The organism is Actinoplanes sp. CA-030573 (assembly GCF_050951115.1).
In the GTDB taxonomy this organism is placed as follows: Bacteria; Actinomycetota; Actinomycetes; order Mycobacteriales; family Micromonosporaceae; genus Actinoplanes.
The window spans coordinates 8,738,975-8,760,740 of sequence record NZ_CP192038.1; the positions used below are offsets into that span (position 1 = coordinate 8,738,975).

The following is a 21,766-nucleotide window of genomic DNA, read 5'->3' on the forward strand; positions in this document are numbered from 1 at the left end:
ATCAGAGCTGCCTCGGCGGCGGCCGCGCCACTGCAACTGGCCAACCTTGGAGAGTTTGGGCGTCTGCGGCGGGCCAAATCATCAGGGCCGCCGCACTCGGCCACATTCGCAGGCGGCGGTGACGGCGGGCGGTCGGCTCTGGGCGCGTATCGGTACGCAGAGCAAAGGCCCTCAGCGCGCGGCCGTGACCGCCGGGAGCCGCTCCAGCATCGACCGGACCAGCTCGCCCAAGCCGGCCTCCTCGCCCTCGCTTACGTACTGCTCGAACGCCACCCGGAACACCATCGTGCCGGCCTCGGCGGCCAGGCTGGCGTCCGGCTCGGGGACGCCGCGGCGCCTCAGGCCCGCGGTCAGCGATGAAGCGAGCGACGCCATCTTGCTCAGCTCGCGCTCCATCAGCTCGGGGGTCGCGTAGATCAGCGCCTGCCGCCGGCGCGAATGGTCGCGGAAACCGTCGAGCATCTCGGCCGCCGCGTCCAGCGCCGCGCCGACCGCGGTCATCGGGCCGGCCTCGGCGGGCGCGGCGTCGAGTGCGGCGGCCATTCGCGAACGCAGCTCGTCCGAGCCGGCGAACAGCACCTCGCGCTTGTCGGCGAAGTGGCGGAAGAACGTGCGCGCGGTCAGTCCGGCCTCGCTCGCGATGTCGGCCACCGTCGTCTGCTCGTAGCCGCGCTCGGCGTACAGCCTCATCGCCGCCTCGCGGAGACGGCCGGCCGCGCCTCCCTCCCATCGTCCCACGAGCATGATTCTAGTCATGTCACATGGTGACATCACCGTGCTAGCGTGGGTGATGTCATCAAGTGACATCGCAGGAGGGTTCCATCATGCGCATCTTCGTCACCGGCGCTTCCGGCTGGATCGGGTCGGCCGGCGTGGCCGAGCTGCTGAAGGCCGGCCACCAGGTCGTCGGCCTGGCCCGCTCGGATGCCTCCGCCGCCAAGCTCGAGGCCAACGGCGCCGAGGTCCGGCGGGGCGACCTCGACGACCTCGACGGCCTGCGGGCGGCCGCGGCCGACTCCGACGGCGTGATCCACCTCGGCTACAAGCACGACTTCTCGCCGGCGGGCATGGCCGGCGCGGCCGCGACCGACCGGGCCGTCATCGAGGCAGTCGGCGACGCGCTTGCCGGCAGCGGCAAGCCGTTCGTGATCGCGTCCGGCGCGCTGGGCACCGCGTCCGGCCGGCCCGCGACCGAGAACGACCGGCCCGAGGGCACCGGCCATCCCCGCATCGCGAGCGCGCAGGCCACGCTCGCCCTGGCCGACCGGGGCGTACGGTCGGCCATCATCCGCTTCGCGCCGACCGTGCACGGCCGGGGCGACCACGGCTTCGTGGCCGCCCTGGTCGACATCGCCCGCCGCACCGGCGTCAGCGGCTACCCGGGCGACGGCGGCAACCGGTGGTCCGCGGTCCACGTCCTCGACGCCGGCGCCCTGGTGCGGCTGGTCGTCGAGCAGGCGACGCCGGGCTCGATCTGGCACGCCGCCGCCGAGGAGGGCGTGCCGACCCGGGCGATCGCCGAGGCCATCGGCCGCGCCCTCGACCTGCCGGTTCGGTCGGTGCCGAACGAGCACTTCGACTGGCTGTCCCGGTTCTTCCCGATGGACATGCCGGTCTCCAGCGAGATCACCCAGGCCACCCTCGGCTGGAAGCCGGTGCAGCCGAGCCTGATCGCCGACCTCGACGCCGGTTCCTACACCTGACGAGGAAGAGTCAATGCCGGTGCGGAGACTCGGCCGTGAGGTCGGGCCCGCCACCGGACAGGTCGATCCCAGGGCCCGGCTCGTTCGCGGACACCTGTACGCGCTCGGCCGGCACCCCCGCGGCCCGGCCCATGGCGTCCCGGACCGAGGCGATCGCCGGGTCGCTGAGGATCGCCCCGAAGTACCGCACGGTCACCCCGGCCGGTTGCACGGTCGTCACGTAGTGGTTCAGGACGTCGGCGAGGATGCCCTCGGCGTCCTCCCGGTCGCGCACCGAGGGCGGCGCGACACCGGCCGCCGGCACCACGGCGAACGTCAGATCGTGCACGAGAACGGGCTGGACCAGGTAGAAAGCGACGCCGGAAGGCTGCCGGTCGCGCATGAAGGCCTCGCCCTTCGTGACCGGCACGCCCTCCGGCAACACGAAGGTCATCTCGGGCACGAGGTAGGTCAGCATCTCCTCGCTGAAGACGGCGAAGGTCGCCTCGTCCAGCGGCCCGATCGACGAACGGGCCGCGGCCGCAACCAGCTCACGGCGGATCCGCGCCCGGTCCGCGCCGGCCGCCGGATGCACGGCGATGGCCGCCCGCTTGCGCACCATCGCGCCGTCGTACGTCGTCGTGGCCCGCTCGTCTCCCGCGTCGTCCCCACCGATGGCGGCCGGCGGGGACGACGCGAGGGGCTCGGGATCGGCATGCACGGCGCCGGCCAGCGCCAGGGCCGCGAGCAGCGCGATGACGACCTTTCCCCGGGTACGCATCAGGTGCCCGGCGGGTAGCCGGCACCGTACGTGGTGGGCCACTCGTAGTCGGTCTCCGGCACCGGCTTGTCCGCGGAGACCGGGTCGTTGACCATCGGATCGCCGACCGCGAACTGGATCATCATGTCGTTGTCCTCGTGCACGAGGTTGTGGCAGTGCGTCATGTAGCGGCCGCCGGCGTTGCCCTCGCCGGTGGTGAACTGCATGAGCGCGGTGACCGTCTCGTTCTCGCCGAGGTAGAACACGTCCTTGCCGCCGCCCTCCCAGGCGTGGGCCTTGCCGTCGGGCGTGGTGTTGCGGCCGATGATCTGCGCGTCGACCAGGTGGATGTGCAACGGGTGGAACCAGCCGCCGGACTCGTTGACCAGGTCCCAGATCTCCACGTCGTACGGCTGCGGATTGCCCAGCACCCGGGTGAACCCGCTGTCCTCGACGTCCTCCCACGTCTCGCCGTTGATCGTCCACAGCCCGTGCTGGCGCTCGACGCGCAGCCGCCGCCGGGCCTTGGCCATCTCCGGCTTGAGCTTGTTCACCTCGATCGCGCCGAGCGACGACCACGGCTGCGGGCCGAGATCGAGCGTCGCCGGGATGACGTACGTGTCCTTGGGCCCCGCATCGGCGACCACCTCGAACTGCATGACCTTGCCGGTGTTCGAGAAGTCCACGTTGTTCTTGTTGCTCAGGTTCCGCAGCTCGATCTTCTGGCCGACCTTGTACTTGCGGAAGTCGATGAGCACCTCGTACCGCTCGGCCACCCCGTGGCGCCAGGACGAGACCGCGGCGACCTTGGGCGTCATGCCGGCGTCGGTGGCGACCACGTACATCGGGTCGCCGGTGCTGAGCGTGAACCGGTACGAGCGTGAGATGCTCGCCGCCAGCACCCGGAACCGATAGACCCGCGGCTTCACCTTCATGGTCGGCCACGGCACGCCGTTGACCAGGATCACGTCGCCCATGAAGCCGGCGTTGGACGAGTCGTCGAAGGCCACCGAGCCGTCCGCGTTGAAGGCCATGTCGCTGACGACCAGCGGCACGTCGTACTCCCCCTGCGGGAGCTGCGCCCGCTCGTACGGGTCGCTGAGGTGATATTGGGCCGCCAAGCCGGAGAAGACGTTCTGCGCCGTGTCCCGGTGGTTGTGATCGTGGTACCAGAGCGTGCGCGCCTGCTGCCAGTTCGGGTAGCGATAGGTCTTGCAGTGCCCGGGCGCCGTCTGGTCGTTGGCATAGCCGTCGTACTGCGGCAGCGACGCCGAGCCGTGCAGGTGGGTCACCGTGGAGAAGGGGAGCCCGTTCAACCGGTTCACGGTCAGCGCGTTGGAGATCCGCACCTCGGTCCGGGTGCCCTGGCTGACCTTGATGGTCGGTCCCGGGAAGATCCCGTTGTAGCCGGCGATGGTGGTGGTCAGGCCGGGCACGATCGAGGCCTGCCCCAGCTTCTGGGTTAGCCGGTAGCGCTGCCACGGGCCCTTGTCGTCGACGCCCTCGGCCACCGGCATCAGCACCGGCGGGCGGCGGAACATGGCCCCGTACGGCGTGGGCATGTTCTTCGACGACAGCCGGCTCGACGCCGCCATGACCGCACCGCCGCCGGCCGCCACGATGAGGCCGCCGCCACCCACTGCCAGCGCGCCGCGCAACAGATCGCGCCGGCTCAGGCTACCGCTGGTCATGCGTCCTCCCGTTTCTCTCAGGTTCCAGGGGCGGCGACCGTATGGAGGGGCACTGAAGTCCACCTGAGGAAATCCTGAGAACTGCTGCCGGAGGAGAACGTGCGAGTCCGGGTGCTCGGTCAGCTGACCGTGACCGCGGCCGATGGAACCGTGCTGCCCGCCGGCGAGCTGCCCCGGCGCGCCCGGCAGGTCCTCGCCGTTCTCGCCGCCCGGCACGGCCGCATCCAGTCCAAGGACGCGCTGGCCGACGCCGTCTGGGGCACCGACCTGCCCGGTAACCACGTGGCCGCGCTCGAGCACTATGTCTCGGTGGTCCGCCGGCGGCTGCAACCCGGCGACCCGGCTTCCGCCTGCTTCATCGTCACCCAGGGCGGCGGCTACTTCTTCGACACCGGCCGGGCCGCGCTCGACCTGGCCGAGCTCCGACAGCAGGTACGCGACCTGGACGCGCTGCCGCAGGACGGCCCGGAACGGCTGTCCCGGCAGGAGGAGATCCTCGAGCTGGCCCGGGAACTGCCCTTTCCCGAGGACCCGTACGCGGAGTGGGCGGACGCGGCGCGGACCGAGGTGCAGATCGCCGCCGTCAGCGCCCGCCTCGCACTGGCCGGCGCCGCGCTGGGCCGGGACCCGAACCGGGCGCTGCGCCTGGCTCAGGAGGCGATCGAGCTCAACCCGTTTCTCGAGCGGGCCTACCGGATGGCGATGGAGGGGGCCGCGGCCCTCGACCGGCGGGACGACGCCCTGCGGTTCTTCGAGCGCTGCCGCCGCGTGCTGCACGACGAGCTGGGCGTGGCGCCCTCGGCCGACCTGCTCGAGCTGCAGCGCCGGGTGCTCGCCGACCGCCGGCCCATCGACGCGGCGACGACCGCGTCGTCGGCGCCGATGAAGCGGCGGCTGCCGGAACGGTTCCTGGGCCGGGTCTCCGAGCTGCGGGTGCTGGTCGAGCCGCACCAGCCCCGGGTCGTGCACATCGTCGGCCCGTCCGGCGCCGGCAAGTCGGCGTTCCTGGCCGAGCTGTCCCGGCACCTGGTCGGACGGGTGGGCGTCGGCAGCGCGGGCTCGTCGGTCGGCGTGCACCGGCTGGCCTGGCTTCGGCAGGCGCTGGTGCGGCTCGGCGCCGACCGGGAGGCATGTGCGGTGGCCGACGCGGCCGAGCCCGACCGGCCGCTGGGCCGGGCCGAGCTGGAGCTGATCGGCTCGGCGCTGACCGGGCCCGAGCCGGTCGTGCTGGCCGTCGACGATGCGTCCGACCTCGACGCCACGAGCGTGGCCGAGCTGTCCTGGCTCTCCGGTAACTGCCCGGGGCTGCACCTGGTGGTCGCCTACTGCTACCCGTCCGAGATCGTCCGGCGGCCGCTGGCCGGGCTGGGCACGCCGGTGGTGCTGCGCCTGGAACCGCTGACCGCCGAGGAACTGGCCCCGCTCGGGGACGAGACGCTGGTCGAGCGCACCGGCGGCATCCCGGCGCTGGTGGCGGTCGCGGACCGGCCCCGAGTGGTCGCGCTCGGCGTCGCCATGCAGACGGCCCGGGCCCGCACCCGCTGGATGCCGGACCCGGCCTGGGAGATCCTCCGGCTCTGCGCGGTGCTCGGCGACATGGGGACGGACGATCTGGTACGCCTCACCGCGTACCCGGCCGGCGAGGTGCTGGCCGCCATCGACCACTTGGTGCACGCCCACCTGCTCGGCGAGCGCGGAGACGGACTGGCCGGCCACCGCGCCACGCTGATCCGTGACGCCGTGGCCGGCCAGGTGTCCGGCGCCTCCAGCCGCTACCTGCGCGAGCTGATGGCTAGTTCGTGACCGTGGTCTGCTGAGCCAGCGCGCGGCCGCCGGTCGTGGTGACCAGGCTGACCGTGGTCACCGGGCCGGGCGCCGGTCCGGTCACCTTGATGCTGAACGCGCCGGTCGCGTCGACCGCGACCGGAGTGCCGATCACCCGGCCGGTGAGCGTCGAGCCGAGCACCGCGGTGACCCGCTGGCCCGCTATCAGCGTGCTGGTGCCGCTGATCCGCCACTCGTTGGCGCCGGTGCGGTAGCGGACGGTGAGATTGGTCAGCTGGTCGGCGGCCGGCCGGACCGTGGTGCGCACGACGTCAGTCCCGGCCGGGTTGCGTACGGTCAGCTCCAGCACCACCGGATCGTTGTCGTAGACGTAGGCCGGGTTCGGCCCGGGCACGGCCGGGAGGGCGTGCGCCGGGAAGGTGAAGAAGGGCTTGGCGGTGGTGGCGCCCGCGAGCGTCACCGCCGGGCCGGAGATCTGCCTCCAGGCGTACGTCTCGACGCCCGTCGACCGGCTGCCGTCCAGCGTGACGGCCCGTCCCCGGACCACGGTCTGGTCGGCGCCCACGACCGCCTTCGGACCGGCCTGTTCGATCACGGTGACCGAGACGGTGGCCGGTTCGCTCGACCCGCCGGGGCCGGTGACGACCAGGGAGAACGTGTAGGCGCCGGGCTCGGCCGGGACGAACGACGGGGTGCTTCCGCCCGCGCCGGTCAGGGTCACCGGGGGTCCGGCGATCTGGGTCCAGGCGTACGCGTCGATCTCGCCGGCCGATCCGGTCGCGTCCAGCTTCACGGTCTGTCCCACGACGGCCGTCCCGTCGGCGGTCGCGGCGGCCACCGGGGCGGCCGGCGTGAAGGTGCCGCCGCTGCCGGTCAGCGGGACCGTGGTCGAGCCGCCGGCGGCCGAGGTCACGGTGATGATGGGCGGCGGCGCGAGCACACCGGTGAACGTCTGCGTCAACGGGCCGAACCCGGTCACCGACAAGGCGGGGCCGGTGCGGTCGCTCGACGACGCCCGGACCGTCAGGGTGCCAGCGTCGGCGTCGTACCCGACCTCCTCGATCCGCACGACGTCCACCACCGGCCGGGTCTTCCTCGCGATCGGCCGGTCGCCGGCGTTCACCACCTCGATCTTCGTGCCCGGCGGCACCGGCCCGGTGATCGGGAACCGGCCGTAGTAGTGGCCGTTCCCGCCGCCCCGCAGCCGCGTCGTGCGGAAGCCGAGCGCCGGGACGCCGGTCACCTCGATCGCCTGGCCGGGCTCGCTGGTGGCGAAGACCTCGAGCGTGCCCGACGTGCCGTCGGTCGAGTAGGTGGCCTGGTCGACGTCGACGCCCGCATTGGTGGCATACCGGCCCTGGATGCTGAAGACGTCGGTGAACCCGACCTGCGCCAGCACGGCGCCGGTCGCCGGGTCGAGCCGCTCCACGCGTACGAAATTGGTGTTGTAGGGCGAGCCGATTACCTTGTGGTCGACGCCCGGGTCGCCGACGTATCCGGCCGGCGCCGCCGGCGCGACGTTCGGATCCCACTTCAGGAACGGCCCGATCCGGCTGTTGAGGGCCTGACCGAACGCGCCCGCCACCGCGCCGATGTCCTCGGTCAGGTTGACGCCCTTGTCGGTGGCCACGAGGTCGTCGATGCCGTAGGGATGGGTGATCCGATAACGCTCACCGGCCGGCGCCGGGAACCGGATGCGCACCCGGCCGAACACCATCTGGTCGCCGTCGACCACCTCGTCGTTGGCGAACGCACCCTCCAAATTGAGCCCGATCACCGCCCGGGCGCCTGACGTGAGGGTCAGCTCGGCGCCGTCCAGCTGGTAGAAGAACTCGCCCGGGAAGTTGCCGGGGAACGAGATCGGCTGCTCCGGGTCGGGCACCTCGTCGGCGAGCGCCGGGCAGAGCGGGTCGTCCAGCGTCGTGCAGGCCTCCAGCCGCACGTCGTTGCTGTCGCGGTACCAGGCCGGGAAGCCGTGCTCGGCGATCGGCCCGACCTGGGTCAGCCGGCCGGCCCGGGGACCCGCCGGCGTGACCACGACCGCGGCGGCCACCCCGGCCATGGACACCCCGGCCACGGTCGCCGCCACTACCGCGATCGACAGCCTCTTCCTCATGGACACCCACTCCCGCCACCACCGAACGATCGGACGGCGACCCTGACGGTTCCTCCTGAGGTCCGGCTGAGGTCCGGCTGAAACCTCACGGCACGATGCATCGTTGCGAGGTAGTGGGATCTACCGATTCAGGGCAACTCAGTCATCGCCACATCCTCGAGGTGCTCGCCGGGCTGATGCTCGGCATGTTCCTCGCGGCGCTCGACCAGACCATCGTGGCCTCGGCGATCCGGACCATCGGCGACGATCTGCATGGGCTGTCGATGCAGGCGTGGGTCACCACGGCGTACCTCATCACCGCGACGATCTCGACCCCGCTGTACGGGAAGCTGTCCGACATCTACGGGCGGAAGCGGTTCTTCCTGGCGGCCATCACGATCTTCGTGCTCGGATCGGCCGCGTGCTCGTTCGCGACGTCGATGTCCATGCTGGCCGGCTTCCGCGCCCTCCAGGGCCTCGGCGCCGGCGGCCTGTTCTCGCTGGCGCTGGCCATCATCGCCGACATCGTGCCGGTCCGCGACCGCCCCCGCTACCAGGGCTACTTCCTGGCCGTCTTCGGCATGTCGAGCGTGCTGGGTCCGGTCATCGGCGGCTTCTTCGCCGGCGCCGACGAGATCTTCGGCATCGCCGGCTGGCGCTGGGTCTTCCTGGTCAACGTGCCGATCGGGGCGGCCGCGCTCTTCGTGGTCGCCCGGGTGCTGCGCCTCTCGCACACTCGCCGGAACCACCGCATCGACTGGTGGGGCGCGGTCACGATCTGCGTCTGCCTGGTGCCGCTGCTGACTGTGGCGGAACAGGGGCGGTCGTGGGGGTGGGGCTCGGCCGGCTCGCTGATCTGTTACGGGGTCGGCGCGTTCGGGCTGGTGATGTTCCTGCTCACCGAGGCGGTAATGGGCGAGGAGGCGCTGATCCCGCTGCGCTTCTTCCGCAACCCGACCTTCGCCCTGACCTCGGCCGGCGGCTTCGTGGTGGGCATGGGCATGTTCGGCGGGCTTGCGCTCCTGCCGCTTTACCTGCAGATCGTACGGGGGGCCACGCCGACCGAATCGGGCCTGCAGCTCCTGCCGCTGACCGCCGGAATCATGCTGGGCTCGCTCGTGTCCGGTCAGCTGATCAGCCGGACCGGCCGGTACAAGCCGTATCCCGTCATCGGTGCCGGCCTGATGATCGGCGGCCTGCTGCTGCTCGCCTCGCTCGGGGTCGATACGCCCTTCTGGCGTACGGGGATCTTCATGGGTGTCTTCGGTGTCGGTCTTGGTTTTGTCCTGCAACCGATCACCCTCGCCGTGCAGAACGCGATGGCGCCGTCCGAGATCGGCGTGGCCACGGCGTCGGCGACGTTCTTCCGCCAGATGGGCGCGACCGCCGGCACCGCCATCTTCCTGTCGATCCTGTTCGGCACCGTGGGCGACCGTATCGGCGACGCGATCCGCAAGTCGCACGTCCTGACCGACCCCGCGGTGACCTCCGATCCCGCGAACAAGTCGCTGCTGGCGTCCTTCCCGCAGGGCGGCGCTCCGGCCACGTCGCTGGACGACACGTCGTTCCTGTCGCACGTGTCCCGAGCGCTGGCCCGCCCGTTCCAGGCCGGCTTCTCCACCGCGATGGACCACATCTTCCTGATCGCGGCCGTGGTCATGGTCGCGGCCCTGATCCTGTTCCTCTTCCTGCCGCACGTCCCGCTGCGCGCCCGGGCCGGTGCGGTAGCCGCCCACGAGGCGGCGTCTCCGTCCACGCACGCGGAGTCGACCGCTTTGGCCACGCCTCCTTCCCCTTCGCCTTCGTCGTCGCCTTCGCCTTCCCCGTCGCCTTCGTCCTCGCCTTCCCCGTCGCCTTCGTCCTCGCCTTTGTCCTCGCCCTCGCCCGCCGCTGCCGGCGCTCCTCCTTTGCCGGCCGACGGTCCCGTGATCAGCGGTCGCATCGACGGACCCGGCGGCGAGCCGCTCACCGGAGCCACCGCGACGGTGGCCGAGTTCGGCGGCGGACAGATCGCCCACGCCACGACCGGTCCCGACGGCGAGTTCCGCCTGACTCTCCCGACCGGCGGCGCCTTCATGCTGATCTGCGCGGCCGACGACCACCAGCCCGCCGCCGTCCTGGTCAACGCCGGCGTAGGCGAGATCCGCCGGGTCCTGTCCCTGGCCGGCGCCGGCCGCATCGAGGGCCGCATCACCGACCGCCTGGAACGCCCGGTAGCCAACGCCACCGTCACCCTCACCGACCTCGGCGGCACCGTGATCGCCACCGCCACCACCGGCGCCGACGGCCGGTACCGGCTGTCCGGCCTCGACCAGGCCGACTACATGCTGACCGCGACGGCCGAACACGCCCGCCCCGCAACCCGCATCATCTCCCCCGGCCGGGCCCGCCAGGCCGACCTGGTGCTGACGATCGGCGCAACCTTGTCCGGGAACGTGCGGGCCGCGCGCTCCGGCCGCCCGGTGCCGGAAGCCTCGGTGGTGGCGGTCGACCAGTCCGGAGTCGTGGCCGGCTCGACGATCACCGGTGCGGACGGCCATTATGAGCTGCGCGATCTGCCGCCCGGCGTTTATACGGTCGCCGCCAGCGGCCACGCCCCGGTGGCGACGCGGGTCGAGCTGACCACCGACCAGAACGGCCACGACATCCTGCTGGGCGCCAGCCCGGTGGTCACCGGTTCGCCGGCCTGACCTGCGGTCGCGCGCCCTTTGCTCTGCTTATCCATACGCGCCACGCCCCGCGGCGACGGCGGATGTGGATAACTCGCGAGAACTGTCGTACCCGGGCCCTAATCTCCACCCCACCCAGTCACGGGTGGGGTGGAGTAGGTGGCGCGATCCAGGTGTGCTGGTCACCCGCCCGGGCGGCGGAACGCTATGACGTGTCCCGGCGGACCGTGAAACGCTGGACCGAGCGTTACCGCGAGCTGGGCGCCGACGGGATGCAGGACCGCTGGTCACGGTCGGTCCGCGGTGCGCCAGATCCGGCATCTGCGCTGGAAACACCGCCTCGGCCCGGTGCCGATCGGCGGTCGCCTCGGCATGCCGGCCTCCACCGTGCACGCGGTGCTGACTCGCTGCCGGCTCAACCGGCTGTCACACACCGAGCGGGTCACCCGCTAACCCGTCCGCCGTTACGAGCACGGCCGGCCCGGCGCGATGCTGCACGTGGACGTCACCAAGTACGGCAACATTCCCGACGGTGGCGGCCGGCGCCACCTCGGCCGGGCCCAAGGCGACTGCGCAACGCGATCGCCTGGTTCGCCGCCCGCGGCGCCACCGTCGAACGGGTGTTATCGGACAACGGCTCGGCCGACAAGTCGTATGCCTGCCGCGACGCCCGCGCCGAGGGCTCTCGAGCTTGCCGACGACGAGGCCGGCACGATCGTGTGATTCGCCCTGCGCACCGACGAACGAGGACGCCCGTCAAGCCGACGTCACCGGCCCGATCGCCAAGACGCTGATGGCCGACGCCGGCCGCGTGCTGGCAGCGCCGCCGGAGATTCTGCCGGCCGACACGCTGGCCGCCAAGGTGCCCGCTCAGGGCGCGGACCGACGTCATAGACACTGGCCGGCTTTGCTCGGGATCGTCACCTTGAGCCCAGGGCGTAGACGGGGCCGTCCTCGGCGGCGCTGCCGGGGCGGGCGAGTTCGGCGAGGAGCCCGACACCGAGGACGACAAACCGGATCGCTCTGCCCGCCTGCGGGGGGACAGGTGAGCAGAGCGATCCGGGCCCCCTCCTACTGCGCGATGTCGTTCACGCAGCGGAGGACCGGGCGGCCGGCCAAAGCTTCCCGAGCGGGCGGCGGCAACATCTCGTCGGCCGTGACCGTGAAGGTCACCGACTCCCCCGGCAACAACGTCACGGCGGCGCGGTCGGTCTCGGCCGTGGGGCTGACCCGGTCGGGGAAAAGCGTGAGCGACCGCAGAATGGTCTCGGCCGTGACGGTGACCAATGTGGACTCGCCGTCGGAGGCCACCGACGCGGTGAACGAGGCCGGCGGCCACGCGATTTCCTTGTCCAGCGCGAAGAACCACAGCGCCCGGTTGTCGCCGGTGTCGGCGACGATCAGCTCCGCAGCCGGGTCGCCGGGAGTGGCGATGTCGGCGGGGAGCGGCACGGTCGCGGCCGAGCCGGGGGCCACGTCGACGGACAGGGCGGCGGCGGCCAAAACTTTTCCGGTCAGGTCGCGGCGGGTCACGGTGGCGGCGACCGACCAGGGCGTACGGCCGTCGTTGACCGCGACCAGCGCCGGTGCGCCATCGGGCACGAAGACGGCGCCGGGGGCGAGCGATCCGGGCGGGCCTCCCGGAGTCGGCGGCGTGCCGGTGCGCGGCTGCAGGGTGAGCAGGCGATCCGCGTACGCGTCGCGCATCGTGAACCACAACGGCTTCTTGCGGCCGTACCCGTCGACCGCCGCCCACGAGGTCACCGGCCAGCAGTCGTTGAGCTGCCACATGATGCTGCCCATGCACAGTGGACGCAAAGAGCGGAAATGCTCGATCCCGTACGCGACGGCCCGCGCCTGGTTCAGCTGGGTCAGGTAGTGCCAGTCGTCGAAGTCGCTGGGCTCGGGCAGATGGTTGGCCAGGCCCCGGGTCAGCTTGCCGTCGCCGCCGATGGCCTTCTGGTGGTGGGCCATGCCGGGCGAGTCGGGCGCCAGCGGATCGTCGGAGAGCGCGTGCTTCAGCGTCGCGTACGTGGGCGGCGCCTGGAAGCCGAACTCGGCGACGAAACGCGGCCGGTAGGCGGCGTACTTCGTGTAGTCGTCGGTGTTCCACACGTCCCAGATGTGGGTCGTGCCGTACCCGGGATCGTTGGGGTGCCGCCGCGGGTCGCCGGAGTACGGGCTGCCCGGCCAGTACGGGCGGGACGGGTCGATCTCGGCCACGATCCGCGGCAGCAGGTCGTAGTAGAAGCCGGCGCCCCAGGAGCGGCCGGCCAGCGGCTGCTTCCAGTCCCAGTCCTCGTGGCCCCAGAGGTTCTCGTTGTTGCCGGTCCACAGCACCAGGCTCGGGTGCGAGCTGAGCCGGGCCACCTGGTAGCGGGCCTCGGCGGCGACCTCGGAGGCGAACGGCTCCTCCTCCGGGTACGCGGCGCAGGCGAACAGGAAGTCCTGCCCGACCAGGAAGCCCATCTCGTCGGCGAGCGCGTAGAACTCGTCCGACTCGTACCGGCCGCCGCCCCAGACCCGCAGGTAGTTGACGTTCGCGTCGGCCGCCTGCCGGAATCGGGAAGCCAGCCGGTCCGGGGTCACGCGGTTGTCGAAGACGTCGTCGGGGATCCAGTTGACGCCGCGCACGAACACCGGGACGTCGTTGACGTTCAGCGTGAACGCGTCGCCGGCCGTGTCGACCCGCACCGACCGGAAGCCGATCCTCCGCGACCAGGTGTCGAGCACCTCCCCGGCCGCGGAGGCGACGGTCACGTCGAGGTCGTAGAGAGCGGCCTCGCCGTAGCCGCGGGGCCACCAGAGGTCAGGGTCGTCGACGGTGAGGATCAGCAGCGCCTCGATGCCGTCGACGGTGGCCTGAGCCCGCCGGCCGGCGACCGATGCGGTGATGGTCACCGATTCACCGACCGCCGGCGAAGCAACCGCCGGCGAAGCGACCGCCGGCGAAGCGACCTGCGCCGAACCGAACGCCGCCGAACCGGCCGCCGGCGAGGACGAATCCCGCTCTAGCCGCACCCGCACCTCGACCCGTCCGACATCACCGGCCACCGTCACCTGCGGCCGGACCGAGGCGAGCCGGGCCACCGACCAGGAGTGCAGGCCGATCGGCTGCCAGATGCCCGACGTGACCAGGGTCGGACCCCAGTCCCAGCCGAAGTTGCAGGCCTGCTTGCGGATGAAGTTGAACGGTTCACCGTACGCGTTGGGGCGCGCGCCGAGCCGATCGCGCTGCTCCTCGGCGTACGCGTACGGGCTGCGGAATTTGATCTTCAGGGAGTTCTCGCCCTCGCGCAGCAGCGACCGCACGTCGAAGCGGTAGCCCCGGTGCATGTTGGCCGTCTCGCCGACGAGCGTGCCGTTCAGCGAGATCGCGGCCACCGTGTCGAGTCCCGCACACACGAGATCGATACGAGGCGCGTCCAAGGAAGCGGAAAAGGAGGTCGAATACTCCCACTCGGTCCGCCCGACCCACGAGACGGAGTGCTCGTTCGCGTCCAGGTACGGATCCGGGATCAGGTCCGCCGCCAGCAGATCGGTGTGCACGCACCCGGGCACGGTCGCCGGAAGGGAAGACACGTCGGAACCCGACAGCGTCCAGCCTTCGTGCAGAGGTCGGTAACTCATCAGCTCTTTACGGCACCTTCCATGATTCCCCGGACGATCTGCCGGCCGCCGATCAGCAGCAGGACGATCAAGGGAACCGTAGCGGCGAACGCGCCGGCCAGCACCCGGCGGTAGATCACATAGTTGCCGCTGGCCAGGTCGCTGAGGGCCACCATCGAGGTCGGGAAGTCGGTGCCGTTCAGCGTGATCAGCGGCCACTGGAAGTCGTTCCAGGCCATCACGAAGGTCAGCAGGCCGAGCACCGCCAGCGCGGGCCGGATCGCCGGCAGCACGATGCTCCAGTAGACGCGCATGGTCATGGCGCCGTCGATGCGGGCCGACTCGACCAGCTCGTCCGGGACGGCGTGGCCGATGAACTGACGCATGTAGAACACGCCGAACGCGCTGACCAGGCCGGGCGCGATGACCGCGAGCAGCGTGCCGTTCCAGTGCAGCTTGCCCATCAGGATGTAGAGCGCCACCACGCCGAGCTGGTTGGGCACGGTCAGGGTCAGGATCACCACGACCATCAGCCAGTTGCGGCCGGGGAAGTGCAGCTTCGCGAAGGCGAACCCGGCCAGCGAGCAGAAGAACAGCGTGGACAGGGTGATCACGCTCGACACGATCACGCTGTTGATCAGGGAGGCCGTGAAGTAGACCTCCTGCATCGTGAAGACCTCGTTGAGGTTGTGCAGGAGCTGGCTGCCCGGGATCACCGACGGCGGGATCTGCGAGACCGCGGCGTCGGTGCTGGTCGCGATCACGAACATCCAGTAGACGGGGAAGGCCGAGAAGATCAACACCAGGGCGAGGCCGAGGTACGTCTTCCAGCTGCCGCGGGTGTCCTGCGGCGCCCGGTTCACGAACGACGTCACCGGTCCCCTCCCAGTCGCTTGGTGAGCGTGCTGTTGACCAGGGCCACGATCAGGATGATGGCGAACAGCGCCCACGACATGGCCGCCGCGTACCCGAGATTGAGGTCCTTCCAGCCGACCTTGTAGATCAGCTGGGCGATGGTCTGGAACTGGTGTGCCGAGCCGCCGGTCGCCGACTGCGGGTTCTCGTCGAACATCATCGGCTCGTTGAACAGCTGCAACCCGCCGATCGTCGACAGGATCACGGTGAACGCCACCACCGGCTGGATCATGGGTACGGTGATCCGCCACAGCTGACGCCACGGGCCGGCGCCGTCGACCGCCGCCGCCTCGTACACGTCCTTGGGAATCGACTGCATGGCCGAGAGGTAGAGCAGCGCGTTGTAGCCGATCCACTTCCAGTTGACCATCGTGGCGATCGCGATCCAGCTGCTCCACTTCTCGGCCCGCCAGTCGAGCGGCTGCTCCTTGCCGTAGCCGACGAGCGAGAGGAACCAGTTCGCCATGCCGTTGTCGCGGGAGAAGAAGACCGCGAAGACCAGCGTCGAGGCGACGACCGGCGTGAGGTACGGCAGCAGGATCCCGATCCGCCACCAGGTCTGCGCCCGCAGCTTGCGGTTCAGCAGGTTGGCGATGATCAGCGCGGCCAGCAGCTGCGGGATCGTGGAGAGCAGGAAGATGCCGAACGTGTTGTACAGCGCGTTCCAGAAGTCCGAGTCGCTGAACAGCTTGGTGAAGTTGGCGAAGCCGGCCCAGCCGTTCTTGTCCGGGTCGTCGAGCCGCCAGGTGCGCAGCGACACGATCGCGTTGAACACGATCGGGAACAGTCCGAAGATCGCGAAGAGAATGAAGAACGGCGCGATGAAGACGTACGGGATGAACTTCGTGTCGAACCGGTAGAGCGCGAGCTTGGCCCGGCTCGGTTTACGCGGTGGCGCCGCGTGCTGCGGCGCCGGCCTGAGCTGGGTGAGGGACACGGCCACTCCTAGGTAAGGGCGGGGCGGCAGTTTCGCCGCCCCGCCGCTCTCAGTTGTCGCTGGTCAGGAGTTGCTGGCCTTCTCGGCCTGCTTGACCGCTTCCGCCCACGCGGCGTCGGGCTTGATCCGGCCCTGCTGGACCTGGGTGATCACGTTCTCGACCGCGACCCGGGTCGGGCCGTTCTTCTTGCCCAGGTACTGCGGCTTCAGGTTCTCGGCGGTGGCCGCGAAGATCTGGCCGGTCGGGGCGTTGCTCATGAACTCCTTCTTGTAGTCGAGCACCGCCGGGTCCTTGTAGAGCGCGGGCTGCGAGGGCAGGTTGCCGACGGTCTTGAAGACCTCGATCTGCTGCTCCGGCTGGACCATCCACTTCACGAAGTCGGCGGCGGCGTCGATGTTCTTGCCCTGGGCCGGGATCGTCCACCACGAGCCGCCCCAGTTGCCGGCGCCGCCCGGGATCGAGGCGATGTCCCACTTGCCCTTCTGCTCGGGCGCGGTGTCCTGGATGTGGCCGAGCATCCACGCCGGGCATGCGAGGACGGCGAACTGGTCCTTCTTGAAGCCCTGGTCCCAGTTCGGCTGGAAGCTGGCCAGGTTGGCGGACAGGCCGGCCTGGATCGCCTTCATGCTGACGTCGAACGCGACCTTGGGGCCGCCGTCCATCTGCAGCTGCTCCTGCTCGTTGTAGAAGCCGACCGGCTGCTGCGCGAGCACGGGGTTGAACATGTTGGTGCCGGAGTCGACGAACTTCTTGCCGGTCTTGCTGACGTACGTCTTGCCGACGTTGATGAAGTCGTCCCAGGTCCCCCAGAGCTTGCTGACCGCCTCCCGGTCGGTGGGCAGGCCGGCCTTCTTGAACAGGTCGGTGCGGTAGCACATGGCCAGGCCGCCGACGTCGGTGCCGAGGCCGATCTGCTTGCCGTCGGGCGACATCGAAGCCTTCCACTTCCAGGGCAGGTACTTCGACTCGTAGTCCGCGGCGCCCTTGTCGAGCAGGTTGACGAACTTGTCGGCCTGGCTGCGGAACTGCACGATGAAGCCCTCGTCCACGGCCGAGATGTCCGGCGCGCCGGTGCCGGCGACGAGCTTCTTCTGCAGGTCCTCGTGCTGGGCGTTGAACTCGCCCGAGTTGAGCACGATCTTGACGTTGGGGTGCGCCGCCTCGTACTCCGCCTTCAGCTTGTCGAGGCCCATGTCGCCCCAGAAGGCCACCTTGAGGGTCACCGTGCCGGCGGTCTTGTCGCTGCCGCCGCCCTCGAGGCTCTGCCCGCTGCAGCCGGTGAGCACCAGGGTTGCCGCGGCGGCCGCCGCGATCGTCACTTTGCCAAGCCGTGCCATTACGCCTCCATGGCGGAGAGAATTTACTGAACCGGGTAAGTTGTGGAGACGTTAAGCGTCGCCTCGATGAGTGTCAATAGCACGTTACGAGGTTGATTTCCTCACGTTGTCAGTGCCGGTTAAGTACCACAAAACGGACTTGTAGGCGCATCAGCGTTTACAAACGGGCGTGTGTGCCGTAACACTTAACCGATCAAGCGTTCAGCTCGACGCCTGATCACCCCGCCGTGGGGCCGCGTGAGAGCGCTCTATCGATTTCGTCTGCCGGTAAGCTTCAGCCGGAAACGGGGGTCTGTCGTGACCGGCAGGACGGACCCTCAGAGGGAGACCGAGTGAAGCGGCCCACGATCGCCGATATCGCGCGGCGAGCGGGCGTGTCCAAGGGCGCCGTCTCGTACGCGCTGAACGGACAGCCCGGCGTGTCCGAAGCGACGCGGCAGCGCATCGTCGCCATCGCCCAGGAGATCGGCTTCAACCCGAACAGCGCCGCCCGGGCCCTGTCCGGCGCGAGCGCACGCGCCGTCGGGCTGACGCTGTGCCGGCCCGCCCGGATTCTCGGCATCGAGCCCTGGTTCATGGGCCTGATCAGCGGTTTCGAGGCCGCCCTGTCGGCCCGGTCGTACGCGTTGACCCTGCAGGTCGTGGCGACGCCCGAGCTCGAGGTCGAGGTCTACCGCCGCTGGTGGGGCGAGCGCCGGATCGACGGCGTGATCGTCACCGACCTCCGGGAGAACGACATCCGCATCCCGGTCCTGCAGCAGCTGCAACTGCCGGCCGTGGTGATCGGCGGGCCGGGCGATACCGGCAAGATCGCGCAGATCTGGTCGGACGACGCGGGCGCGATCACCGAGGCCGTACGGTATCTGGTCGCCCTCGGTCATCGGCGGATCGCCCGGGTCAGCGGTCTGCCCGGCCTGCTGCACACCCAGGCGCGCACCCGGGCGTTCAACGACACCTGCGCGTCGCTCGGGCTCGAGGCGGTGACGGTCCCGTCCGACTACACCGGCGAGGAGGGCAGCCGGGCCACCCGCCGGTTGCTCATCGACACCGACCGTCCGACCGCGATCATCTACGACAACGACGTGATGGCCGTCGCCGGGCTGGCCGTGGCGCAGGAGATGGGCCTCACCGTGCCGGGCGATCTGTCCATCGTGGCGTGGGACGACTCTCCACTGTGCAGTTTGGTGCATCCCCCGCTGACCGCCCTGACCCGAGACATCGCCGAGTACGGCGCACACGCGGCCCGCGAGCTGCTGGCGGCCATCGACGGCAAGGACGTCGGCAGCGTCGAGGCCGGCACCGCCCACCTCACGCCGCGCGGGAGCACCGCCCCGCCGCGCTGAGCCGCCGCCCGCTTTCGATCAGCCGCCGCGCGGTCGCTGCCGATCGGCCGTCGCGCGGTCTCTGTCGCCGCGCGGTCTCTGTCGCCGCGCGGTCTCTGTCGCCGCGCGGTCTCTGTCGCCACGCGGTTTGGTTGACCGCGCGGTTTGGTCGACCGCGCGGTCTCTGCTCGGCCGCGGCCGCTGGCTCGCCGCCGGTCCGCCGATCGGGCGCCGTCACGCTCGGTGGCTCTCCAAGTAGGCCTCGATGCGCTCGGCCGGCGCCGGGCGGCCCAGCGCGAACCCCTGGCCGTAGAGGCAGCCCGCCTTGGCCGCCCGCTCGATCTGCTCCTCGGTCTCCAGGCCCTTGGCGACGATCTCCAGGCCGAGCCGGCGCCCCAGGCTCACCACGACGTCGATCACGGCCGGGCCGCTGCCCGTCGCGCCCTCGGAGGCCGTGTTGACCAGCGACTGATCGAGCTTGAGCACGTCGACCGGCAGCCGCCGCAGGTGCGACAGCGACGCCTGGCCCGCCCCGAAGTCGTCGAGCGCGGCCCGCACGCCGAGCTTTCGCAGCGCGGCCAGCGACGCCACGATCGTCGGCACGTCCTCGGCGATCCAGTCCTCGGCCACCTCGACGACCAGGCGCTCGGGCGGCAGGCCGTACCGCTTCAGCGTCGTCGCCACCCGGTCCGGGAACCGGGCCGTCAGCAGCTCGCGCGGCGACACGTTCACCGACAGCCAGAAACCGCTGTCCCCGGTCGACCAGGCGACCAGGTGCTTGCAGGCGGCGTCGAGCACCCACTCGTCGATCTCGGCCGCGATGCCCACCGCCCGGGCGATCGGCAGCAGCTCGGCCGGCAGGATCGTGCCCAGCTCCGGGTGCCGCCAGCGCAGCAGCGCCTCGACCCCGACCGGCAGGTTGTCGCGCAGGTCGACCACGGGCTGGAAGACCAGGTCGAGCTCGCCCCGCTCGGCCGCACCGAGCAGCTGTTGCTCGAGCTCCATCCGGCGATTGAGCTTCATCTCGACGTCGGGGTCGTACCACTCGACGCGGTCGAGGCCGAGCTGCCGGGCCCGCCGGCGGGCCAGGTCGGCGTGCCGGAGCACCTGGTCGGAGTCGGCCGCGCCGGCCAGCTCGGCGAGGCCGATGCTGGTGTGCAGCTCGACGACCGTCCCCGGCAGCTCGTGCGGCTCGGACAGCACCCGGGCGAGCCGGGTGGCCAGCGCGTAGGCCAGCACCGCGCCGTCATCGGTCAGCACCGCGAACTCGTCGCCGCCGAGCCGGGCGGCCACGTCGTCCTCGGCCAGCAGGGTGCGGATGCGGCGGCCGACCTCGATCAGCACCGCGTCGCCGGTCTCGCGGCCGCGGGTGTCGTTGATCTCGGCCAGCCCGTGCAGGTCGATCACCAGCAGCGTGCCCTGCTGGCCGGCCCGGCGGCGGTGGGCCAGCAGGTCGCGCATCAGCGCCCGCCGGTTGGCCAGCCCGGTCAGCTGGTCGATGTAGGACATCTTGTGCAGCGTCCGCTCGAGGTGCCGCCGCTCGCCGATGTCGCGCACGTGCACCACCAGGGCCGCGACCTCGGGCACCGAGCGCTGGTCGGCGATCGTCGACTCGGTGTCGCGCCAGAGCTCGGCGCCGTCCCGCATGCGGGCCGTGACCAGGGCCGGCGGCCCGTCGGCGTGCTCGCCAGCCAGCACCGAGTCGATCGCCGCCTGGGCGTCGGCCACGTCGTCGGGGTGGATCAGGTCGCGGAAGGCGCGGCCCACCACCTCGTCGTCGGAGAGGCCGAACAGCCGGGAAGCGGCCGGCGACTGCCATTTGATCCGCAGCTGCTCGTCGAGCACCAGGGTGAGGTCGGTGGCCCCGGCGACCAGCGAGCGGAAGTGCGCCTCGGCGGTCTGCAGCTGGCCCGCGTACCGCCGGATGTCGCGCACCACCAGCAGCTCGCGCATCACCAGCACCGCGACCATGCCGATGCCGAGCAGCACGCCGATCGTGTCGAAGCTGCGGACCACGGCGAGGTGCCAGAGCGCGGCGATCACGCCGACCGCGGCCGGGACCGCGAGCAGCGGGTAACTCGCCAGGTACTGGTCGGGGTTGCGCGGCTCGAGGGCGGGCGCGGGCAGATGCCGGCGGCTGCCGCCGTCGGCCGAGGCGGCCAGGCCGGCCACCACCGGGATGCCGAGCAGCGGCAGCACCACCCCGCCGTGGCCGAGCGCCACCACCGTGGTCAGGATGCCGAGGGCGGCCATGGTCACGACCGCGCCGGCGCCGCAGCGCAGCGAGGGCCGCCGGTGCGGACGGCCGCGGAGCACGGCCACGACCGCGACCGAGATGCCGAGCGCGCCGATCAGGGTGGCCGGCAGGGTGGTGGCGGGCGCCGCCTTCTCCGGCGGGATCAGGTAGCCGGCGAAGGCCAGGCTCACGCCCAGGCCCGCGCCGTCGAAGGCGCGACGGGTGCGCACCACCCAGTTCGTCGCCGAGCCGGGCAGGAAGAGCACGCCGACCGCGAAGAGGGCGGCCGTCACCGCGTACCCGCAAGTGGCCCAGACGCCCGCCGACGGCGGACCCCAGAGCGGAACCACCGCGGTGAGACCGGTGGCCAGCGCGGCGAGGCCGATGAAGCCGGCGCCGCGGCAGGCGACGAACGTGCCGTCGGCGTGATGGATGTCGAGCGCGGCGCGGACCAGGTGCAGACACGCCCAGAGCGCGGTGCCGCCGACTCCGATGGCGAGCGCGACCGCGGGCGGGGTGCTGCCCACGACGCCCGCGAGCAGCACGAGCACGGCCACCACCGGGACGCCGAGAAGCGTCACCCGGTCGATGAGCCGGGCGTGCACGGGGGGCTGCACTGCCACGTCGACGGATCCTCTGCGGTGGGGTAGCTGTCTCGGATCAACGAACGTCCCTGGAACAGGTTACGGCCGGGCGAGCCGAAATCGCACGCCGAGATCGTCGCCTG

13 protein-coding genes and 1 pseudogene are annotated in these 21,766 nt (G+C 71.1%); 5 read left to right on the plus strand and 9 right to left on the minus strand.

Annotated features, from left to right (window positions below):
• Nucleotides 1-171: 171 nt before the first annotated feature.
• Entirely contained in the window at nucleotides 172-744 is a 573-nt protein-coding gene (locus tag ACQP2F_RS40335) for a helix-turn-helix domain-containing protein (RefSeq protein ID WP_433307804.1), read from the minus strand.
• Nucleotides 745-824: 80 nt separating this feature from the next.
• Here ACQP2F_RS40335 and ACQP2F_RS40340 point away from each other — a divergent pair, with 80 nt between their 5' ends.
• On the plus strand, nucleotides 825-1,703 hold the full coding sequence (locus tag ACQP2F_RS40340) for an SDR family oxidoreductase (RefSeq protein WP_433297182.1): 879 nt from the start codon (nucleotides 825-827) through the stop codon (nucleotides 1,701-1,703).
• 10 nt (nucleotides 1,704-1,713) lie between these two features.
• On the opposite strand, the gene ACQP2F_RS40345 is transcribed toward ACQP2F_RS40340, so the two are convergent.
• Nucleotides 1,714-2,463, minus strand: coding sequence for a hypothetical protein (locus ACQP2F_RS40345; protein WP_433297184.1), 750 nt, complete (start codon nucleotides 2,461-2,463; stop codon nucleotides 1,714-1,716).
• Nucleotides 2,463-4,133 (minus strand): multicopper oxidase family protein, encoded by a 1,671-nt coding sequence (locus tag ACQP2F_RS40350; RefSeq protein ID WP_433297186.1) that lies wholly within the window; start codon nucleotides 4,131-4,133, stop codon nucleotides 2,463-2,465. Before ACQP2F_RS40350 ends, ACQP2F_RS40345 begins: the two co-directional genes overlap by 1 nt.
• A gap of 99 nt (nucleotides 4,134-4,232) precedes the next feature.
• Between ACQP2F_RS40350 and ACQP2F_RS40355 the strand changes: the two genes are divergently transcribed.
• Complete coding sequence (locus tag ACQP2F_RS40355) at nucleotides 4,233-5,936, plus strand: BTAD domain-containing putative transcriptional regulator (RefSeq protein WP_433297188.1); 1,704 nt, start codon at nucleotides 4,233-4,235, stop codon at nucleotides 5,934-5,936.
• Here ACQP2F_RS40355 and ACQP2F_RS40360 read toward each other — a convergent pair.
• Nucleotides 5,926-8,034, minus strand: a complete 2,109-nt coding sequence (locus tag ACQP2F_RS40360; protein ID WP_433297190.1) for a PKD domain-containing protein — start codon at nucleotides 8,032-8,034, stop codon at nucleotides 5,926-5,928. The two genes, ACQP2F_RS40355 and ACQP2F_RS40360, sit on opposite strands and share 11 nt — an antisense overlap.
• Nucleotides 8,035-8,195: 161 nt before the next feature.
• On the opposite strand from ACQP2F_RS40360, the gene ACQP2F_RS40365 reads away from it, so the two are divergent.
• On the plus strand, nucleotides 8,196-10,703 hold the full coding sequence (locus ACQP2F_RS40365) for a DHA2 family efflux MFS transporter permease subunit (protein WP_433297192.1): 2,508 nt from the start codon (nucleotides 8,196-8,198) through the stop codon (nucleotides 10,701-10,703).
• Nucleotides 10,704-10,849: 146 nt separating this feature from the next.
• A pseudogene (locus ACQP2F_RS40370) lies at nucleotides 10,850-11,425 on the plus strand (helix-turn-helix domain-containing protein); the annotation flags it as partial.
• A gap of 328 nt (nucleotides 11,426-11,753) precedes the next feature.
• Here the strand turns inward: ACQP2F_RS40370 and ACQP2F_RS40375 are convergent.
• The 4 genes from ACQP2F_RS40375 to ACQP2F_RS40390 all read right to left on the minus strand — a co-directional run bounded on the left by ACQP2F_RS40375 (nucleotide 11,754) and on the right by ACQP2F_RS40390 (nucleotide 17,481).
• A complete protein-coding gene (locus ACQP2F_RS40375; protein ID WP_433297195.1) occupies nucleotides 11,754-14,312 on the minus strand; it encodes a glycoside hydrolase family 2 protein in 2,559 nt (852 codons plus the stop codon).
• Nucleotides 14,312-15,166 carry a carbohydrate ABC transporter permease gene (locus ACQP2F_RS40380; protein WP_433297197.1) on the minus strand — a complete coding sequence of 285 codons (855 nt, stop codon included), beginning with the start codon at nucleotides 15,164-15,166 and terminating at the stop codon, nucleotides 14,312-14,314. Before ACQP2F_RS40380 ends, ACQP2F_RS40375 begins: the two co-directional genes overlap by 1 nt.
• Nucleotides 15,163-16,143, minus strand: coding sequence for a carbohydrate ABC transporter permease (locus ACQP2F_RS40385; protein WP_433297199.1), 981 nt, complete (start codon nucleotides 16,141-16,143; stop codon nucleotides 15,163-15,165). Before ACQP2F_RS40385 ends, ACQP2F_RS40380 begins: the two co-directional genes overlap by 4 nt.
• Nucleotides 16,144-16,206: 63 nt before the next feature.
• Nucleotides 16,207-17,481 carry an ABC transporter substrate-binding protein gene (locus ACQP2F_RS40390; protein WP_433297201.1) on the minus strand — a complete coding sequence of 425 codons (1,275 nt, stop codon included), beginning with the start codon at nucleotides 17,479-17,481 and terminating at the stop codon, nucleotides 16,207-16,209.
• A gap of 332 nt (nucleotides 17,482-17,813) precedes the next feature.
• Here ACQP2F_RS40390 and ACQP2F_RS40395 point away from each other — a divergent pair, with 332 nt between their 5' ends.
• Nucleotides 17,814-18,824 carry a LacI family DNA-binding transcriptional regulator gene (locus ACQP2F_RS40395; protein ID WP_433297204.1) on the plus strand — a complete coding sequence of 337 codons (1,011 nt, stop codon included), beginning with the start codon at nucleotides 17,814-17,816 and terminating at the stop codon, nucleotides 18,822-18,824.
• Nucleotides 18,825-19,037: 213 nt separating this feature from the next.
• Here the strand turns inward: ACQP2F_RS40395 and ACQP2F_RS40400 are convergent, their stop codons facing one another.
• Nucleotides 19,038-21,662 carry a putative bifunctional diguanylate cyclase/phosphodiesterase gene (locus ACQP2F_RS40400; RefSeq protein ID WP_433297206.1) on the minus strand — a complete coding sequence of 875 codons (2,625 nt, stop codon included), beginning with the start codon at nucleotides 21,660-21,662 and terminating at the stop codon, nucleotides 19,038-19,040.
• Nucleotides 21,663-21,766 lie beyond the last annotated feature (104 nt).